Origin of the sequence: Polaribacter sp. R2A056_3_33 (assembly GCF_019278485.1) — a bacterium.
Classification (GTDB): Bacteria; Bacteroidota; Bacteroidia; order Flavobacteriales; family Flavobacteriaceae; genus Polaribacter.
In genome coordinates this window covers 3,445,647-3,464,676 of the sequence record NZ_CP058984.1, presented here as the reverse complement: position 1 = coordinate 3,464,676, position 19,030 = coordinate 3,445,647, and the positions used below count along the sequence as shown (strand labels likewise).

The window sequence follows — 19,030 nt, the reverse complement described above, 5'->3', positions numbered from 1 at the left end:
TCGATGTAAACACGAGTTTTTTTTAGATATTATTTTATTTTTATCCTTATAAAATATGGAAAGTAATAACCTTGTTATCTCCCTCTTATTAACGTTTACTAATTCTATTACCCGAAATTTCTTTTTGACGAGAACACTTAAAACGTGTAATACTTGGATTGCGTTTTTTTAAGTGTTTTTGACTTACACCACTATGTACTCGTTTACGCCAACGTTTAAAACTTGATTCTTTTAAATTACCTCTCATTACAAGTATTACTTGCTTTTCTGGTAATCCGAATTGGAATTCAATAGCTTCAAAAGGAGTTCTATCTTCCCAAGCCATCTCTATAATACGATCTAATTCTCTTTCTGTAAATTGTTTTGTTTCTAATTTCATCTTATACCTTTTTCCAAATTTGATCTGCACTTAAATAAAAACTACCTAAAGAATTAAAACGACATTCATTTGGAGCTATAATTGACAAAAAAGTTTCTTCGTTATCTCTTTTGTACAAATGATATATTTCTCCAAGAATAGGTTCAAAAGTAAATTCCGCATCAAAAATCATTTTATTATACTCATACTCCTTCATCATATCTTCATATTCAGCTTTTAACTCTAAATACTTCGACTTCATTTTATGATTCACCTTATTAATACTTCTATTTTTCCAAGCAATACTATCAGAAGTTGTTATAACCGGAGCACCAACAGAAGTTGCATATGGTTTCAGCGATGCATCATACTTTTGAGTTTCTGTATTAAAAACTACATTGTCTGGTTTTTTATCTTCTTTCATATCTTTATAAAATCTATGCCTTAAGAGCTATTAATTGTTTCATCACTTCTTCTGCCTCACATGTCTTTTTATCGCTCTTTTTTCTATCCGAAGTAGACAAAGAATAAGCTTCCTTCATAAGGTTTTCATATTTACTTTGTAATTTTTGTACTTCTGTTTTCTTTTTAAATATTCCGAACATCTCTATTTTTTGTGTAAATATACAAAATGTTTAACAATTACTTGTTTTGATTAAACAAAACTACATATAAGAAGATTTAGTAATATATAAGGTGATGCTTTTATAGCAGTTAAAAGTTAAGTTTTGTAAAAAAGCATATGCACATCACTCTATTCACACTTCTTATTGTTGATTATAAATATCACTGAAAACAGTTAGAAATATTTAAGTTAATTCCTTCAACTTTGTATTAAATAAAAAAACAATTATAATATGAAAGAATTAAATGTAATTCAGCGTATAGAGTTAAGAATTAAAAAAGACGAACATACAGAAAAGCTATTTAAGCTATCGCAATGTGATTATAATTTATCTTCTACTTTCTATCCAAACGAAGAACAAGACAGAGGTTTAGATGTAAATATATCTGGAGCAATGAATAATGATATTTGTACTTTCTTTTTAGAATGGTTATCTCGTAAACCAGGTGAATGGTCTGGTAGTTTAAAAATTTATCACCAAAACCAAGATGAACCTGTAATTAATTTTGTTTTTGATGATGCTATCATCCATAATTACAATCAATCTTTTTCAGAAAATAACGTACAGTCTCAAGGTACTTATTTTAGTGGAATTTTATCAGGTGTTGTTTTTAATGATGTAAAAATGAATTAAGAAATCTATAGTATAATTATCTAAAAGGCCTTTAAGATCTACATCTAAAAGGCCTTCTTATTCAATTTATAAATCCTATTTAAAACATAAAAAAATAATTAGCACATCTATAAATTACTTTCTAAATATTCGGTAATATCTAAGTCTGTATAATAACCACTTTGATGACCGCCCCAACATGCTGTTAAAGAAAATACACCACCACCTAATTTTAATTCTTTTTTAGTTTCCGCATCTTCATTAGGTACACAATATATTTCTATTGCGTTTATATTTGCTGCAATAACTTCTCTTAACTTATCGTTTTTACAAACTTCTTTTAAACCATCTGTAAGGCGTTGTAAACAGATACTTGGCACAAATTTAATAAAGCATATTTCAAAAGTATCCCAATTAATATTAATAGGGATTTCTTTACCTAGAATCTCATTTACTTCTTTCTGATAAGCTCCTAAATATTGGTCTTCTATTAATTTCGCCGCTTTTTTTTCTTCTAATTTCATGATGCCTTTTTTTCATTTCTGTAATACTTCAAAGATATTAGAAGAGATTCTTAAATTTGTACCATCATTAAGTGAAACTAAAAACTCACTGAATTCCGTGAGTGCTTTACCAATAGATTCGTCTACATTTATTTTATAAAATAACAGCATATGAAAATTACAATTATGTCAGTAATTTGTTTAATAATTTTAATACTAATCGTTGTAGGTTGTTCTAATTATATCGGAATTTCTAAAAAGAAAGCTTCTTTAAATTTAGAAACCTATTTGCAAAGAGAATATAATGGTAAACTTGTTTTTAGTGATTTAAATCGTTTTTTTAATGCAGCAACAATGGACCCTAATATGTTTAGTGTCTTAATTTATGATAAAGACATTCCTGAAATTGAGTTTTATACACACATCAATGTAAAAGAAATCCTAGAAAATGACACTTTGCCGATGTATCCAACATCAGAATTAATAACTTTTGATGATTTATATCAAGATGCATTAAAACAATATAAAACAAGACAAGCGGTTATAGCGGATTTTAAAAATGAAATTCCTGAAATAATTTTTTCGACAAAAAACATTGAATTAAATTTTAAGAGAGATCTAAAACCTAATGAATTGGAAAATGTAGTTATACGTTTTATAGATCGATTAAATCAATCTTATATTGAGTTAAACACTGGTTTTCAATTTAGCTTACTAATTAAAACAGCGAAACATCCAGATGGTTTTATGATAATTCCATTAGATATTGATGATAGCAAATGGCAAGTAAAACCAATGGTGTTATCTAAAAAAGTGACTGATTTTGATATTTTAAAAACAATGATTACAAAAAATATACAAACTAAATTAGCAACACCATATCCTTATTTTAAAATTACTAAACATAGCAAAATTTATATAGATAAATCTTCTTTATCTAAAGGAGCTTGGATTCAGTATTTAGAGGATAAGAGAATTGTAAATGAAGGAAAAGGAAAATGGAAAAATCCACAAACAGGAATTTATATTGTCTTTTTTGACTTGGATTCTAAGTTTATTTATCGCGGAGAATTGTTAACAGAAGAAAATGACAAAAGCTCTTATGTAAAGGAATTAAGACAAATTGTAGAAACGATCGAAAAAGAAGGAATTAGAACTAAATAATGATTTTTTCGTCAATTTTTAGATAAAAAAGAGGCTTTACATATATGTAAAGCCTCTTTTTTTATTATCAAATAAACCAGATTCTATGGCGTATTTTACAGCTCCGGTTGTTGTTTTAGAGCCTGTTTTTAAAAGGATATTTTTTCTATGTGTTTCTACCGTATTTACAGAAATAAACAATTTTTCAGAAATTTCTTTAGACGTTAACTCTTCCGATAAAAGCGCTAATACTTCTTTTTCTCGAGGAGAAATTTCTATATTTTTATATTTTTTACGTTTAAAAACGCTTTCCATATAACGTTCTTTTATCAATTTAGAAAAATATTGTTCGTTACCTAAAACGGTACGTACCGCTTTTTGCAATTCGTCTTTACTTGTAAATTTTGGCACAAAACCATCAGCACCTTTTTGTATTACTTTATGTACCGTTCTATGGTTATCTAACATGCTTAACATAATAATTTTTACCTTACTATGCTTTTTCTTTATTTCGGTAAGTAACTCAATACCGTCCATTTTTGGCATGCTAATATCACTAATAATTAAGCCAACTTCAAACTGACTTAACAATCGAATTACTTGTTTACCTTCTGTTGCTATATGTATTTCACCAATTTCTTCCATATCACTTAATATGGTGTTTATGCCTTCTAAAAACATAAGGTGATCGTCTGCGATAATAATGTTTGTTTTTTTCACAATATTTATGTTGTTGGAATGTCTATTGTAATAGAAGTTCCATGATTAGAACTGCTATCTATATCTAAAGTTCCATTTATTTTTTGTAAACGTTCTTTAATATTACGTAGCCCAATTCCTTGTTTTTTATTCTTTACAAACCCTTTACCATTATCTGTAATTACAATATTTAAATGGTCTTCATGTTTGGTTAATTGTACATCTGCACTTGTTGCTTCTGCATGTTTTAGAATGTTATTTAATAATTCTTGTACAATTCTATAAGCATCTGCTAAAAGTGCTGCTGGTAATTTATCTATATCTTCTTCCGGGAAGAAATAGGTTTGAATATCTAGTTTAGATTTCTTTGTTATTTGATCAATAAAATCAGTTAAAAAGCTAGTAAATCCTATTTTAGAAAAAGAAAGCGGATGTAATTGATGAGAAAGACTACGCACATCTACACAAGCATTATTTATAGCATTTGCAATTCTTTTAGATTGTAACTCCTCTTTACTATTTTCTGTAAAGTGTTCAAAAGCTATTTTTATACCCGCCAAATCACTTCCAATTCCATCATGAATTTCACGTGCTAATCTAGAACGTTCTTCATCTTGCCCTTCTTGATAACGTTCTATTACAGATAATTTATGATCCTTCATCATATCTGTAATTTTTTGTTTTGCATTTTCTTCTTGTTGTAAATTTAATTCTTTCTGAATGCGTAAACGTTTAACGTAAGATAATCTAAGTATAATTAAAATGACTACTACAAGTACAAAACCAGCTATAAAAGCATTTCTAACAATACGTTGTCTTTTAACAGTCAATTCTACTTTTTGTAACTCAACTTCACTTATTTTTTGTTCCTTTTCTAAAAGCTGAATTCTAGCTTCTTTTAATTGTGTTTCATACCCTTCTTGAATTTTCGCTACATATTTTTCTTTATCTAATGTCTTTTGCTCTGCAACGGTAGTAACTCCTTTTTGATAAAACTCTAATGCTTTTTCATAGTTTTTTTCTTCTTGATAAAGTTGTGCTAAGTTCTTATAAATATCAGATTTGTAAACGAATAAAGATTGTTCATCACCAATAGACAGTGCTTCTTTAAAATAACCAATAGCTTTTTTCTTATTTCCTAATTTAGCTTCACATAAACCCAAATCGTTTAAAACAATAGCAATATCAGAATTAAATTTTAACTCTTTTAAAAGTGCCAACGTTTTCTTTAAAGCAATTACAGCTTCTTCACAACGTTCTTCTTCCACCAACATTTGAGAAAGATTAATGTTTACATAAGCAATAACTGCTTTATTTCCTTCTCTTTCTCTATAGTCTAAAATTGTTTTATAATGCTTACGCGCTTTATCAAACTTTCCTTCTTCTTTTAAAATATTAGCAAAATTAAATAAGGTAGTTAAAACGCCATCATTGTCACCTAATTCTCTGTAAATATTGGCTGCACGATCTAAATTTTCTGCAGATTTTTGATATTCTTTTTGAAGCAAATAAAGGGTTGCAATATTTTGATAAGCATTTGCCTCTTGTACTTTATCATTTGTTTTTTCTGAAAAACTTAAACATTGCATAAAGTTATCAATAGCTTTCGGGTATTCTCCTAAGTTTTTATAAGCAGATGCCATAATATTATAACAAGCTGCTAAACCTTTTTCTATATTTAATTTATGAAGTAAAGAGATTGCTTCATTTGTATACGTAATGGTACTCTTATAATCTCCAGTAATATTACCCAAATTACCTAAAGCATACAATGCACTAACTTCTTGAATATCAATTTTTAATTTTCTACTTTCTTTAAGCCATTCTGTAGCTGCTTTTTTTGCTACTTGCGGATTAGAATTAAGGTTCTTTTGATATTCTAAAGTAAGAGAATCTATACGAGGCGTATTATTTACCGCCTGTGCAAAAGTGAGATTAATTACGCCTAAGAAAAGGAGTATTACTAAAAGATGATGTTTTATAAGTAGCTTCATTAAGTTATGTAAACATAGTACCTTTAAGCGAAATAAATGTTTCTAATTTTTGTTTTCAATTCTTTTAACATTTCAATTTCTCCGTTTTTAAATTCAATATTTAATTTAGAAACGTTTTCCAGTAAATTATGTTGCAAAAATACATCTTCTTTATAATTTGTGGTTGCAATTTCTAATTGTTCTAACAAAGCATCTTCAGACGGATTATCTTTACTTAGATACATCGCATTGTATTTTGTAAATCCTTCTACATTATTTAACTCTTTAGAAAAATGTTTAAAGACTCTTAACATTACATGATACTCATCTTTAGGGAAATTAAAAAACGATTCTTCTGGATAACGTTGTAATAAATTTTGATGTGCTAATAAAGCTTTTTCATGTTGGTTATCTTCTTTTAATAAATTAGCATATTCAAAATCTAGTTTCCAATCTCTAGCTTCCGGAGCTTCTTTTTTAATGGTTTCACAAAGTGCTATAGCAGATGGCTTATCAAACCCTTCTGTTAAACACACTAATGCTAATTTTAAATAAGCACCTTTATTCGTAGAAAGTTCTGCTGCCTTTTTTAAAGATGCTGATCCATCCGTAGTATTTCTTAACATCCAAAAGATAAAACCGTTATTTCTGTAATCTATAAATGTAGTTGGGTTTTGTACTAAATCGGCTTCCGTAACTTTCTTTAAATCGTCTGGTTTTTTTAAAAAGGTGTAAAAACAGATCCATTGAAATACAGGATATAAGTCTGCCGATAATTTTCCTTGCTCATAATTATAGATCGCGTATTTATAACTTTCTTCACAATCTCCTTTTTCTATAAGTGCTTCAATACACATATTCATGGTACTACAATAATCGTCATCACCAATTTTATAAAAGTTAATTTCTTCTTGCATATCTTCAAAAAAGGCGGTGTAATTATGGTTTCTTTTATGAATAATCATACGTAAATTATACAACCAAGGTGCGTACGAATGTTGTGGTAACGGAAAATCTAAAAGTGCTTCATTAATAACTTTATAAGCTTCATCAAATCTGTTTAATTTAATAAGCGCACGCGCTTGAAAAAATAAGGTTTTAAGCGTTGGTGCTTTTCTTCTGTGAAATTGTACTACAATATCTAAAATACCTTGCCAACTTTCTATTCTACTATTCACTTCTAGTAAATAAAACAAATATTCACTCATTCTAAGTCCATTTTTAAAGGCCTCATGATAAGCTGCTCCCGTAGCATTATAATCTTTTACAAAGAAAAAAGACTTCGCTTTTAAAACTAGTAGCAACGGATTTTTCGGGTTTATAGCTAAACCGCGTTCTACACAAATTTCTATGGTTTTTTTGTTTTTTGAATAATAGTATGATGAATTTCCTATTAACAAATATTGATGTTGTGCCAATTGCCAACCAGAGTTTGCTAAGGCTTCCATATAATTTTGATATTCTTGAAAATTGGTGTAATTTTCTTCTGGAAATATAGGTTTTTGTGGTGCTGCTAAAATTTGTGACACCATATCGTACATCATAAAAGATTTAGCATAATCTGCTAATAAAAAACGAGTAATATCTGTTAATTCTAAATGTCTCCATTCTGCAATCCATTGCTTTTTATTTTCGGAAGATTTATTGTCCCATAAGGCTACTTGAATACGTGCTAAATTTTGATCTGCTTGCTCTAAACTATCATCAAATTGTAAGCCTTTTAAAATTTCCTTACGATGAGTATCTGATGCTAAATTTAATAATTCATAAGCATCTGTTACTTCCGTAGAAATACGTAATTGCTCTATACGAGCAGTTTCCACCTCCCAAAGTAAAAACCGAGCTTCGGTTAACACAGGATAACATTCTAAAATATATTTTAACGTAACAATTGCTTCTTCAAATCGGTTTTCTTCTTGCAGCTTTAAAGCAAAATGGATGTGTAAAGTTTCGTTATACGGATGTGCCATTAATGCCGTTTCATACACCCAATCTTTACATTGTTTATAATAACTACAAACGTATTCGTAATCTGAAGGTAAAACTTCATTTATATTGATTAAAGCCTGTAAATAAGACTCTAAAACAGGCATATTTAGTTCTTCAAAAACACCAATATAAAGCATATACATACGATAATATCTGGCAGTATCTGCAGGATAACTCTCTCCTAATATTTCAATATTTTCTTGAATATTGGCCATAATAGGTTGCAAAGGAGCATAAAGATTTGCTTTATAAAGTTCTTCTGCACGCGCTATTTGTGTGATAACTTCTTGTCTTGTTAAACTCATTTTCTCCATGTTTTAAACCAATCGGCGTGTTCTATATATAAGCGTTGGTAGCATTCCCAAAGTGTTTCCATTCCTGGAAATTTACTAATATCTTGTTCTGTTGTTCCTAAAACATATTCATCTCCTAAACATACATTTCTATGAAATTCTCCCCAACTAGAAAAGGTAGATTTTATAGTGTCGTTCGCTTCTTCTAAACGTAAAATCATTTCTCTTGTATCAATAAAACCTAATACGTGCCCTAAGCGTATTTGAAAAATATAATACGCCATTTCGTACCCAATTAATTTTTGCTTTTTTAGACTAAACCGATATTTCCAAACCATTTTATAAATGCCTTTCGTTTTTGGGTTTTCTTCGGCATTGTATTTTGCATCAAAATCTCTTGTGGTACTCATTCGGAATTCTATTGCTAGTTTTTCGAACGCATTAGAAACCATTTCTCCGTTTTCGTAACGCTGTAAACTATTACGTAAATGCAAACCAGATTTTATGCCATATAAACTTAAAAGTCGTTTTGCTTGCTTAACATGCATTTGGTTTTCTAAATCGAAACCAGACCAACTTGTTAAGTCGGCACTTTTATAATTTTTCTTCAAAATCAAGGCCGATAAATTTAATTGGTCTTGTATTTTTGGTGTTATTTCTTGTGTCATTATCTAAGCTTTTAAATGGTCAACTAGTTCTAATAAAGCCGTTGTTAAATCTTCTGAATAGGCTCCAGATTTTGCCATCGCTTTTAATCCCATTCCGTATGAAGGCGCCATTTTAGTTCCTTTTACCAAATGCACAAATAAACTTCTACAAAGTGTTCCGTAGGTTTCTTGTTCCGTTTTTGGTGCTAAATTTGTATCAAGTAAAGTCATATAAAGCGCTTGAATAAGTTTAGCTTCAATTCCTGTTTTATCATTAGCTAACCAAACTTTAAATTCTTCTATTTTTTCATCTAAAGGCTCTAAGAGTTTAATATCGTAACTTCCATTTTCCTTATAATTTTCTAGATTATAAAGTACAGCATCAACATATTTTTGGTTAATTTCTTTAACTTCCATTTCAACATTAATAGTTTGCAACTCTGCTGCAATACTTTCCATTTCTGTTTGAGGTTCTCCTTTAAAGTGAAAATGATAAAAACCATCAATAGTGGCTAATAATTCTTCTTGATATGTAAAACACGCTATAACACTTCTACTATAATCAGTAAGGTATTTTACCGTGTTTGCATTTAATTTCCTTTTATTTAATGTCGTTAGAAAATCGGTTAAATACGTATCAATTTGCATCGAAATGTAGCCTAACATACCGTTGTCTTTTTCTTTGAGTTTGCATTTTCTATGAAAAGCGATAATTCTATTAATAGCTCTATCTAAAAAGTAACTCGCATCTTCTTCTATAGTATTAAAATAGTTTGCTGTACGAATACCTTGCGTGCTTAAAACATCTGAAATCCAAACGGCTTCTTGTCTAGAACTGTAATAAAAATCACCTAAATAATTAAACCAAGCTTGAATAATATGTAAGTTTAAAGGACGATCTTCATTAACGTAATGGCCTTTTGCAAAATCGTTACAAAGATCGGTAACGCAAGAATCAATGTTTTTTAGTGCCCAAATTTCATTTACACGCGTAAAATTACCAGGTTCTACACATAAAACAGCTAGTGTTTTTACAATAAAAGGTAAATTTTCTTTTCTGATATCGTCGCTAACATCTCTTGCGGAATAAGCAATTTCTAATAAATACAATTGTAAAATTTCTTGCTGAACTGCATTGTACAAAGTTGATAATTCTTCGCGAGCATCATAAAAAGTGCGAATTAGAAACTGATTTAAAGGATTTTTAATGCCTTCTTTTATAAAGTCTTCAAGAAAACCTTTTAAGTTGTCTTTATTCTGATAAACATTTTGAATTAAAAATGAACCCGTCATTTGAAAATCATTGTGATCATAACGCATTATAGGAAGTTTTCCTTTTCTGTCTTTAATTAATAAATTTGAAAATATAGTATTGAAGGTTTCTGTCTGATTTTTAACACCTGTTTTAGGGTGACATTTATCAAACCAAAACGGAATAAGTTGTAACGGAAGTGCTTCTGCCCTATTTTCAGTAAAAATTTGTTTTCCGTAATCTTTAAAAGTTTCTGAGTAAAAATTGCTTCCGCCATCGGCGTTTAACCAATCTACAAATCTTAAATAGCAAACATCTAATTGCTCTTGCGGAATATTTTTATCACGATTATTGAATAATAAAACATCGCCTGCATCCCATAATAATTTAGGTCCTAAAGCGGCAATTAACGGGTGGAAACCTTCAGTAGTTTTTAGGTTTAATAACTCTAAACTATTTGCTTCTACATAAATAATGCGCTCTTTAATTGCTTTATGCGCTTCAAATATTATTTGTAAATTATTGTAATAATACGCAGCTAATTCTGTACTAAACCAAGGCAACATTAAATCGTATGCTCCTTTAACATAAACACGACCTACAGGTAGTATTTGATGAAATTTTGTAATGAATTTTCGCCAATCATTATCAAAAAAATATTGAATAAAGTTGTTGTCTATTTTAAATGGAAACGTAGTTATAGTTTTGTCTGAATTAACGACAGAATAGGTTTCATTTAAAATATTATTTTTGATACAATGCTGAATTAAAAAATCGGAACTAAATACATCTCTAATATCAAAAATTCTATGAACTAAAAAACGAGCTACAGAAAGTGAAGCCTCAGACTCACTTTGTACCAATGCTTTTAACACCTGAAAAACAGCTATTCTAATAGCTTCTGAAATTGCTGGTGATTGAAAATAACTGAGACTAAAATATAAAAACTCAACAAGTTTATCACTACTTTTTTCATCCGGATAAAATCCGTTTTTTAACAACGGTAACCAAGATGCAATAAATTCTAATCCTTCTTTTTCGTTTGCAAAAACAGTAGGATGAAAGTAAATAAGTTGTGCTACTTTTTCTGTAAATTCTGCATGTACACCTTCTGTAGTAGTAGTGTTTTTTGCCTTTAGATAAACATCGTTATCAGTAGCATTCATCAATTTTAAAACTTGAAGGATTGCTTTTATTTCAGAAGCCTCTAAAGATGACATCTCTAATTTCGGAACTATTTTCTCTTTAAATATCGCAGACATTTACTAAGTGTTATTCAAATTATATTGTACTATACTTTATTCTTTTTCAGAAGATTTTATTCGATGTAAAACCATTCATTTTCTTCAATTTCGCCTTCGTTACCCATTAAACTTTTTAAGAAAGTATTTAAATCTTCTGCTTCAATATATCCAATTTCTTGATCTGCACCATAACGAATAATTTGTCCGGCTGTACCTTTTGTATTCGGAGCAAAATCGAAGGCTAAAAAATTACCATTCTGTAAATCGAAAAACGGAATCCAATATGGTGTGGTGTACATTAATAATGCTTTTCCTTTGTTTGTCGAATATGTGTCTAACAACTCTTCTTGCGTCCAATCATCATAACAATCTTTCCATTGTTTCCACTCTTTATAGATATCTTCGGCACTCATTATGGCGCATCGATCAATACCACTATGCAACGTTAAGTACTCTTTAATTATTGTTGGAAAAGGAAAACCCGCTTCTTTTTCAAACTTAACATATATGTCTTCATTGCTTTTTGGTGGATGTATTGTCAATCCTTTTTCTAAAATTAAAGCATTAAAAGATTGTTTTACTTCTTCTAAATTAATTTTAGATTCTAACTGAATAAAAGGGCTTATAAAATCTGTTTTTTCTTTGGCTAATTTTTCTGCTATAAATTGATTCGGAATAAATTCATCAATAAAAGCACCTGTGTTTTCTTGAAAAGTAATATTCTTTAAATTAGAAGCAGGTTGAGAACTATAACAACTCTTACTAAAGGTATAAATTGTAGCGCTTTTGTGTTGTTCATCATGAATAACTGTAAACCATGCTTCAAATATTGGCGTATGCTCTATTTCAACAGTAAAAAGCGTTTTGTCTTCTAAATACCCAATACCATAAAATTTATGAATGGTTTCATAATCTGGTGTAATAAATATGAGGTTTAATAAATTTTTTTCAGACGCTTTTTCTACAGCTTTTAAAAGCGCGTCTCTAAACGTAAAAGAATTCTTGTAATGTTCAGGATCTTCAAGAATTGGAAGTGTCTCTATTTTGATAGGTTCAAAATTAAAATCATCCCATTTTAATAATTTAAAATCTTCTGAATATTTGATACTATTGTTCATTTTCTCTTATATTTTAATACTGCGAAGATACTTTGGATCAATATTTTTTTTATCACTGAAACTAATGATTTTAAATACTACAGAATATTTTTAGCAATAGATATGCAGTAATTATTTTGATGAAGTTTGTGTAATACATTCTCGTTTTGGTCCGTAACTTTCGTAAACCATATTGAATTTTACATCTAACTTTTGAAGTAGATTTTTAGTAGAAAAACTAGGTAATTGATCGATGCAAGTTACCATTAGATTTTTCTTTAGTTTTAAATTCTGATGATGAATTGCATCAACACTTAAAGCATAATTTAATAATTGTGTATCTAAAGCTTGTGTTCTAAATACACCTTGAAACTCGTTTGTAACGTTTGCTTCATCTTCATTATTTTGAAGTGAAACAGGTTCTGTGTTAGCCATTGGTCCGTTTCCGTGTCTTGTTTGATAACAGCGTGTAACATAAAAAATAGCTATTTCTGCGTCAACTCCTAAATGAGTTTTTATAAGCTGAATTGCATTTTTAGAAGTAGTATAACTCCACGTAGTATGCGGATAAAAACCATGTTGTGTATCTAATAAAACACCTTGACTTCCTTCGAAAATAAAATTTTTAAAAGAGGTTGCTAAATCAGAAAGAGCGTTTAAGTTATAAAATTTCTGAATAGAAAAACAGCTTTCTATAAAATACGCTTCGTTATAGTCCTTTAATTCGTTTTTATAATATTCCTGAACGCTTTTTGGTTCCGTTTTTAACTTTGTTTCGTAATAGTTTTTTATACTTATTAAACGTTGCTTTAAAACCCAATGAAACTGTAAATCGTTTGCATACAAATAAACTTCTTCTTTATTTCTAGCAATAGTTGTTCCAAAACCCAAACCACAAGAACCATTATTTTGTTGCTTTTCTACCGCTCTATTAAAAGCAATATCATAAAAAGTTGTAATCATCGCAAGCGGATGAAAATACAATTTTGGATGGTATTTTTGTAAGAATTCTCCTTCATCTAAAATAGCAGGCGGAAAAAGTGTAGTAAGTTCTGAATAATACGTTGGAACGCCTAATAACGTACCAGAACCAAAATTACTAAACGTATGCGTAAGTGTTTCTGTACTTACAGTATGCCCTATTTGATGTCCTCCAGAAAACCGAACTACTAAACTTTCTTTAGAGTTTTGTGATGCTAAATAATCGGTAGTTAACCCTTTTCCGGCATCACCAAAACCTAAATCTATAACAATACTACATTTTGTCATTTATAACATATTTTCTACTTCTATATCATCAGAAGAAGTATTGGTATTTGTGGTTGCATTAAATGGTTTATGATTTTGAATTACCACATCTGCAATACGTTTTGCTACGGTTTTAAAATCTGCAATTTCTAAAAAATTATCTCCTAAAAGTGCTTTCCAATTTCCTTTTCGGTGTTCACTTTTAGACCATTCATTATGCTCTAAATGCATATGAAATACATTATATTTTTCTTGAGCTTCCTTAATAATATTTTCCGTAGTAATTGTTTCTGCTTCTTCTGCGCTGGTGTATCTTTTTATAATTTCTGCTGGAATTGTAGGAAAAACAGGTTCATCACCAATGGTGAATAAAAAACCTTTTTGCTTTCTTTTTTCCCAACAATCAATCGAAGTATGGCGCGCAGCAAACAAATGTGCCAAGTTGTACCCTTCTTGGTTGTTTCCGCCGCCGCCGCTTTCTAAATAAACGCGCGTTAACCAACGGTCTAACAATTCTGCAGAAGACTCGAACTGACCAACTTGTAAAGGAGCAGCATCATAAATAAAATCTCCAATCCCTAAAAATAATACTTGCGGATCTTCTATTCCTGCTTCCATTAAAGAACCAATAAGATCTGGCAAAGCTTCCTTAACAATATGTTCTGGTACAAACCCCATACTTCCGGTAACGTCTAAAGCTACAATAATAGATACCGTTTCTGGATGTTCTTCAGAATCTCTAGATTCTCTTACAATTGCCTTTACAGGATCCATTTCTCCATCTATATTTCTAGCTGTAAATATCTCTTCTCTAGACTTGTTACTATAATCTTTCGTTTTTCTTAATCGTTTATAAGCGTCGTTACTAAATCTTCCTCCTCCCATAATTATAATTCATTTATGATTCCACCAAATAAATGCGTGTAACGCTTTTTGGCTAATTCTAATTTAATTTCTAAATTTCTAATCTTTACAGACATTTCTAAGTCTTTGGCTACATAATCTTTTGCATCAAAATCTGACGCTAAAACCAAACTATTTGCGTCGGTCGGACTCATGTCTAACATGTTTTCTTGCTCGCGTTTTAAACGTTTTAATGATAACGCTAAATCTTCCGTTTCGCGTTTATACATTAACTGTGCGTCTTCTGCAATAGCACTTGCACGATCGTCTCTTATTTTTTCGTTGTTGCGCTTTAATGAATCTAAAAAAGCAGCACTTTTAATTTTATCCTCCATAAAATATATTTTCAACAAAATTATAGGTAACTCTTCATTTTTTTATCCCCGAAAAGGGTGATTTATATTTTTATTTAAAAGATTTATAATTAAATATCACTGAAATCAGGCAGTACCATTTTTAAACGAGTAATTATCTTTGGCATTCTTAAAACGTACTTATGACAACAATACATTTATCTTCAACAGGTTTTTTAATTAATTCAGTTTCTATTCAATTTCCTATTTCTATAAACACTTTAAAGGAATGTTTAAATGATAATTACAGAACAACTAAAAGAAAAAGCAATACTATTTTTACTTGGGATGATTTAGGTCTTCTAGCATATTCTAAAAATGGTGAATGCATAGAATCTTTAACTTTAGAACTACAACTTGATACTTACAGTTTTTGTCCTAAGCATAAATTCTCTGGAGCGTTTTATTTTAATGATCAAGAGATTACCAATTATTATAAAACTAATAAAGAAGAACGTGTACAGCTTTTTAAAGATGATGATTCTGGCGCTTTAGTTCTAAATACTATTTGTGCTTGGTTTAGTGTTAATGAAGAAGAAACTATAAAGGCTATTGAAGTAAGTGCTTATCAACCTTATGTACGTTGGCAAGGTATACCAGACGATAAATATAGTATTAAACCTTTAGATGAAGAAGAAATTACTTTTGTAGATTTTGGCTTTAAACTGTCTATAATAGAAGAATTAATGTATATGAAAGGCTTACTAGAACCTAAATTCGACATTTATGAATTTGCAGATTGGTATAGAGAGCGTAAAATAGATATTGATGAAGAAGGTTATGAACCTATAGCAGAAGTGGTGCAATATTTTAAAGATTTACCAATTCCTAAACGTTTGGCTACAGAAATTACAGACATTTATCAAGATGGGGGAAACGATATTTATATGAACCTCTCCCCTTTTTCTGGTGGTGGTGAAGATGATTGGGATATGGAAACGGCTGTTGATGCCAAACAATTTCCTAACCTTAAAAAAGCAACCTTATGTTATGCTAAAGATTGTGTTTATGATGAGTTTGAAAAAATGGGCATTGACGCAGAATCGTTATAAAAATAAAACCTTTATTTTTTTTACTTAATAATGAAATGTATGATTTGATAATATCATTAATTTCAGTGATAAAAAAAAAGCACATTCCCTCTAATTTTGTCTAACAATATAAAAAACAAAATAGTTATGGGATTAACAATTTCTAGTGGAATATTAGTAGATTTTAAAGAAAATGAACCAGAAGGTTACGAGGCTTATAAAGTCATTTTTGATAATATAAATACAATATTAATAAAAAATGGTGTTGAAACTTACCAAGAACCAAATGAAATGGAAATAGAGCCATTACAATTTGGAGGTTTTCCTTATAGTTTTTTACATCATTTAAGACGTTTTGCAGCCCACGTTTGGGAGCATAAAGATAATGAGAATTGGGATTGGACACCAACTCCTTTTTCTTCGGAAGAAGAGCCAGAAGGTGATGCCATTTTAGAAGATCATTATTCTTATATGTCTAGCCATCTTTTAACACATTCAGACGCTGAAGGTTTTTATATTCCTGTAGCATTACCAGAAGTTCTTTTCGATACTGATAAAGCACCTGTACCTGGCGCAATGATTGGGTCTTCTTACGATCTTTTAAAAGAATTAAAAAGTATTACAAAGCATTTAGGTATTGGTTTAGATGAAAATAATGATGTTACCAATATTGACGAATTAAATAAAATTGTAGCAGATGAAGGTGATTTTTGGATAGAAATATTAGTTTGTGTTACTCTTTTAGATGCAGCTAAATTTAGTATCAATAACAAAACAGCTATCGCTTTTAATTAAATAATAACCTCTTTTAACTTTAGGTTCTCTCCAAAAAAGAAAAAAATAGTACAAATGAAATTCACAGACAAGAATACAAAAGACATCAAACAAGCTTGGAATTTATTAGGAAGCAAATATGCTTCTGACGTAAATAAAATGGTGCAGTTTGGTGAAACGAACGGATGGGAAAATTGGAAAGGAGAAGAACCTAAAGACGAAAGAGAGTATTTAGCAGATGCTGTTTATCAGCTTTTAAAAGAGGCTAATAAAAATAATACCATTACTCAATTTAGAGATGATTTTCCGCCTGCACACACGCCTTTCATCAAATTTATACAAGATAAAGGACAAAGTGTAGAACAGTTACATTTTATAAATGAGCAGAAAATTGTGTTTTTAATAGGTACTGCTTATCAAAAAAGACAAGCATATATTCTTAAAGACGATACAATTATAGAACTTAAAACCTCTATTAATGCAATAGGAAAATCTAAACAAAATAATGTTTTTGCTATTGCATCAAACAATACTATTGTAACAACACAAGGTTGGGAAGGTACTGTTATAGCTACATTTAATTTAGATAAAGCTAAAGATTTAGGGATTTCAGAATTAATTCCTTTTAACGACGGACATAAAGTTTTACTCACAACATCCGAAGGAATTTTTATTATTTCTAAAGGTTCGGAAAACATGATACATCCAATTCCTGATTTAGAAGATGAAGAATGGGAATCTGATATAGATATGGAAAATGCTACTATTTCTAATGATAATAGATACATTGTTGTTGGCGACCAATGCAGCGACCATAGAATTTTAGATAATAATGGCGAAGAAATTGGAGAAGTTGGTCCGCAATCTTCTTATCCAGATTTTTGTCTTTTCTCTAAAAATGACCATCAATTAATTACAAATTCTTGTCACTTTTATAATGGTGTAACTATTGGTGTAGATGCTACAAACTTAACAAATATCAATATAACAGCTTATGAAGAAAGCGAAGATTATACCGTTATAGATGACGGAATGAGGGTTTATTGTGGTGTAGCAACTTCTAAATATTATATTTTAGGTGATGCTTTCGGATATATTAAAGCCATTGATACAAAAGGAAATTGCATTTGGAAATACTTTTTAGGTTCTACAATTACTAGTATTACTATTTCTGATGATGAAAACACATTATGGATTGGTTCTGCATCAGGAATGCTTCATAAATTACAGTTAGATAAAGGTCTTAGAGATAACCACACCATTGGAAATGGAAATCATTATGAAGAATTTAGGTTCATTTTTTGGAAAGAAGAATCGATTATGAAGTGGTAATTCTGTAAAAAACAGAAAAGAGCAAAACACTTTTTGATATTTTAATATCACTGAAAACCGTTACTTAAAAACACCACTAAAGTTTCATCTTTGTTCGTATAAAGAAATCATTTAGAGATAAAAACAATTCATTTTTATTAAAAAGACTTAATAGATGTTTTTTATACAGAAGCTACAATAACATGAAACAATCATTACTAATTATAGTCAATTTAATTTATTTAACGGGGTATTGTCAATATCCTTTTGAAGAATTGCCTCAACCTGTTTATGAGGAATTTAATAATTGGACAGAAACCAAACAACAAGAAAATTATACAATTACAATTGATAATTTTTTCGAAACAGAATCTCTAACAATTCAATTAACATCTTATACAGATGATGTAGATCAAGAATCTTCCATAAGAATATTTAGAGGTAAAACTCAAATTCAGAAACTTTCTGAAGATATGTTTTTTAGTACGTTAAATATTTTTGAACCAATTAGAATAACTGATTTTAATGCTGATAATCTAAAAGACATAAAACTTTTAATTCCGTATATGGGTAATGGAATAGCTGCTTTAAATGTTCGTGTAATATATCTGATACAAAATAAAAACAAAGGATTTTCAAAAATTTCTTATGATGATATGATGGATGGAAATCGTGAAGAAAGAGATTTTAATAAGGATGGAATCTTTGAAACGATTACTATGAAACTTGATCATTATGAAAATAACAATTATTGGACATTTAACATTTTTGAATTTACAGAATTGGGACTTACCAATGCTAATGAAAAAAATAATTATCCAATAATGACACAATACCTTTATAAAAAAAACTTTAAGGTCAGTAATAAAATAAGTCATTCTAAAATGAAGACGTATGCTTTAGAAAAACCTAAAGATTATAACTGGCAAAAATAAAATTGGTAATACAATATAAAGCAAATAAGCTATTCTTTT

The 19,030-nt window shown here is 29.5% G+C and carries 19 protein-coding genes; 6 read left to right on the top strand and 13 right to left on the bottom strand.

Going from position 1 to position 19,030, the window contains the following annotated elements; genetic code table 11:
* Positions 1-88: 88 nt before the first annotated feature.
* The 3 genes from H0I29_RS14505 to H0I29_RS14495 are packed head-to-tail and all read right to left on the bottom strand — an operon-like array spanning position 89 to position 963.
* Complete coding sequence (locus tag H0I29_RS14505) at positions 89-379, bottom strand: TIGR03643 family protein (RefSeq protein ID WP_218733556.1); 291 nt, start codon at positions 377-379, stop codon at positions 89-91.
* 1 nt (position 380) lies between these two features.
* Complete coding sequence (locus tag H0I29_RS14500) at positions 381-782, bottom strand: DUF2452 domain-containing protein (RefSeq protein WP_218733554.1); 402 nt, start codon at positions 780-782, stop codon at positions 381-383.
* A 13-nt stretch (positions 783-795) separates the two neighbouring features.
* Entirely contained in the window at positions 796-963 is a 168-nt protein-coding gene (locus H0I29_RS14495; RefSeq protein WP_218733552.1) for a Lacal_2735 family protein, read from the bottom strand.
* Between the two features lie 252 nt (positions 964-1,215).
* On the opposite strand from H0I29_RS14495, the gene H0I29_RS14490 reads away from it, so the two are divergent.
* Positions 1,216-1,617 (top strand): hypothetical protein, encoded by a 402-nt coding sequence (locus H0I29_RS14490; protein ID WP_218733550.1) that lies wholly within the window; start codon positions 1,216-1,218, stop codon positions 1,615-1,617.
* Positions 1,618-1,724: 107 nt separating this feature from the next.
* On the opposite strand, the gene H0I29_RS14485 is transcribed toward H0I29_RS14490, so the two are convergent.
* On the bottom strand, positions 1,725-2,120 hold the full coding sequence (locus tag H0I29_RS14485) for a hypothetical protein (protein ID WP_218752966.1): 396 nt from the start codon (positions 2,118-2,120) through the stop codon (positions 1,725-1,727).
* Between the two features lie 150 nt (positions 2,121-2,270).
* Here H0I29_RS14485 and H0I29_RS14480 point away from each other — a divergent pair, with 150 nt between their 5' ends.
* Positions 2,271-3,263, top strand: coding sequence for a hypothetical protein (locus H0I29_RS14480; protein WP_218752965.1), 993 nt, complete (start codon positions 2,271-2,273; stop codon positions 3,261-3,263).
* 36 nt (positions 3,264-3,299) lie between these two features.
* On the opposite strand, the gene H0I29_RS14475 is transcribed toward H0I29_RS14480, so the two are convergent.
* From H0I29_RS14475 to H0I29_RS14435, 9 genes are all read right to left on the bottom strand, one after another.
* A complete protein-coding gene (locus H0I29_RS14475) occupies positions 3,300-3,962 on the bottom strand; it encodes a response regulator transcription factor (RefSeq protein WP_218752964.1) in 663 nt (220 codons plus the stop codon).
* 5 nt (positions 3,963-3,967) lie between these two features.
* A complete protein-coding gene (locus H0I29_RS14470; RefSeq protein WP_218752963.1) occupies positions 3,968-5,935 on the bottom strand; it encodes a tetratricopeptide repeat protein in 1,968 nt (655 codons plus the stop codon).
* A gap of 23 nt (positions 5,936-5,958) precedes the next feature.
* The gene (locus H0I29_RS14465; protein WP_218752962.1) at positions 5,959-8,208 is read right to left on the bottom strand and encodes a hypothetical protein; all 2,250 of its coding nucleotides are present in this window, start codon (positions 8,206-8,208) and stop codon (positions 5,959-5,961) included.
* On the bottom strand, positions 8,205-8,864 hold the full coding sequence (locus tag H0I29_RS14460; protein WP_218752961.1) for a DUF1266 domain-containing protein: 660 nt from the start codon (positions 8,862-8,864) through the stop codon (positions 8,205-8,207). The genes H0I29_RS14465 and H0I29_RS14460 overlap by 4 nt, the downstream gene beginning before the upstream one ends.
* A 3-nt stretch (positions 8,865-8,867) precedes the next feature.
* Positions 8,868-11,357, bottom strand: coding sequence for a hypothetical protein (locus H0I29_RS14455; protein WP_218752960.1), 2,490 nt, complete (start codon positions 11,355-11,357; stop codon positions 8,868-8,870).
* Positions 11,358-11,413: 56 nt separating this feature from the next.
* A complete protein-coding gene (locus H0I29_RS14450; RefSeq protein WP_218752959.1) occupies positions 11,414-12,457 on the bottom strand; it encodes an SMI1/KNR4 family protein in 1,044 nt (347 codons plus the stop codon).
* A gap of 111 nt (positions 12,458-12,568) precedes the next feature.
* Positions 12,569-13,705, bottom strand: a complete 1,137-nt coding sequence (locus H0I29_RS14445; RefSeq protein ID WP_218752958.1) for an adenylosuccinate synthetase — start codon at positions 13,703-13,705, stop codon at positions 12,569-12,571.
* Complete coding sequence (locus H0I29_RS14440; RefSeq protein ID WP_218752957.1) at positions 13,706-14,569, bottom strand: hypothetical protein; 864 nt, start codon at positions 14,567-14,569, stop codon at positions 13,706-13,708.
* 2 nt (positions 14,570-14,571) lie between these two features.
* Positions 14,572-14,922, bottom strand: a complete 351-nt coding sequence (locus tag H0I29_RS14435; RefSeq protein WP_165730891.1) for a hypothetical protein — start codon at positions 14,920-14,922, stop codon at positions 14,572-14,574.
* Positions 14,923-15,083: 161 nt separating this feature from the next.
* On the opposite strand from H0I29_RS14435, the gene H0I29_RS14430 reads away from it, so the two are divergent.
* The 4 genes from H0I29_RS14430 (at position 15,084) to H0I29_RS14415 (ending at position 18,991) form a co-directional block, all read left to right on the top strand.
* A complete protein-coding gene (locus H0I29_RS14430) occupies positions 15,084-15,992 on the top strand; it encodes a hypothetical protein (protein ID WP_218752955.1) in 909 nt (302 codons plus the stop codon).
* Positions 15,993-16,118: 126 nt separating this feature from the next.
* Positions 16,119-16,766: a hypothetical protein gene (locus tag H0I29_RS14425; protein ID WP_218752953.1), complete on the top strand. Its 648-nt coding sequence runs from the start codon at positions 16,119-16,121 to the stop codon at positions 16,764-16,766.
* 54 nt (positions 16,767-16,820) lie between these two features.
* Entirely contained in the window at positions 16,821-18,077 is a 1,257-nt protein-coding gene (locus H0I29_RS14420; protein WP_218752951.1) for a hypothetical protein, read from the top strand.
* A gap of 182 nt (positions 18,078-18,259) precedes the next feature.
* Positions 18,260-18,991 carry a hypothetical protein gene (locus tag H0I29_RS14415; RefSeq protein WP_218752949.1) on the top strand — a complete coding sequence of 244 codons (732 nt, stop codon included), beginning with the start codon at positions 18,260-18,262 and terminating at the stop codon, positions 18,989-18,991.
* The last annotated feature ends 39 nt before the right edge of the window (positions 18,992-19,030 follow it).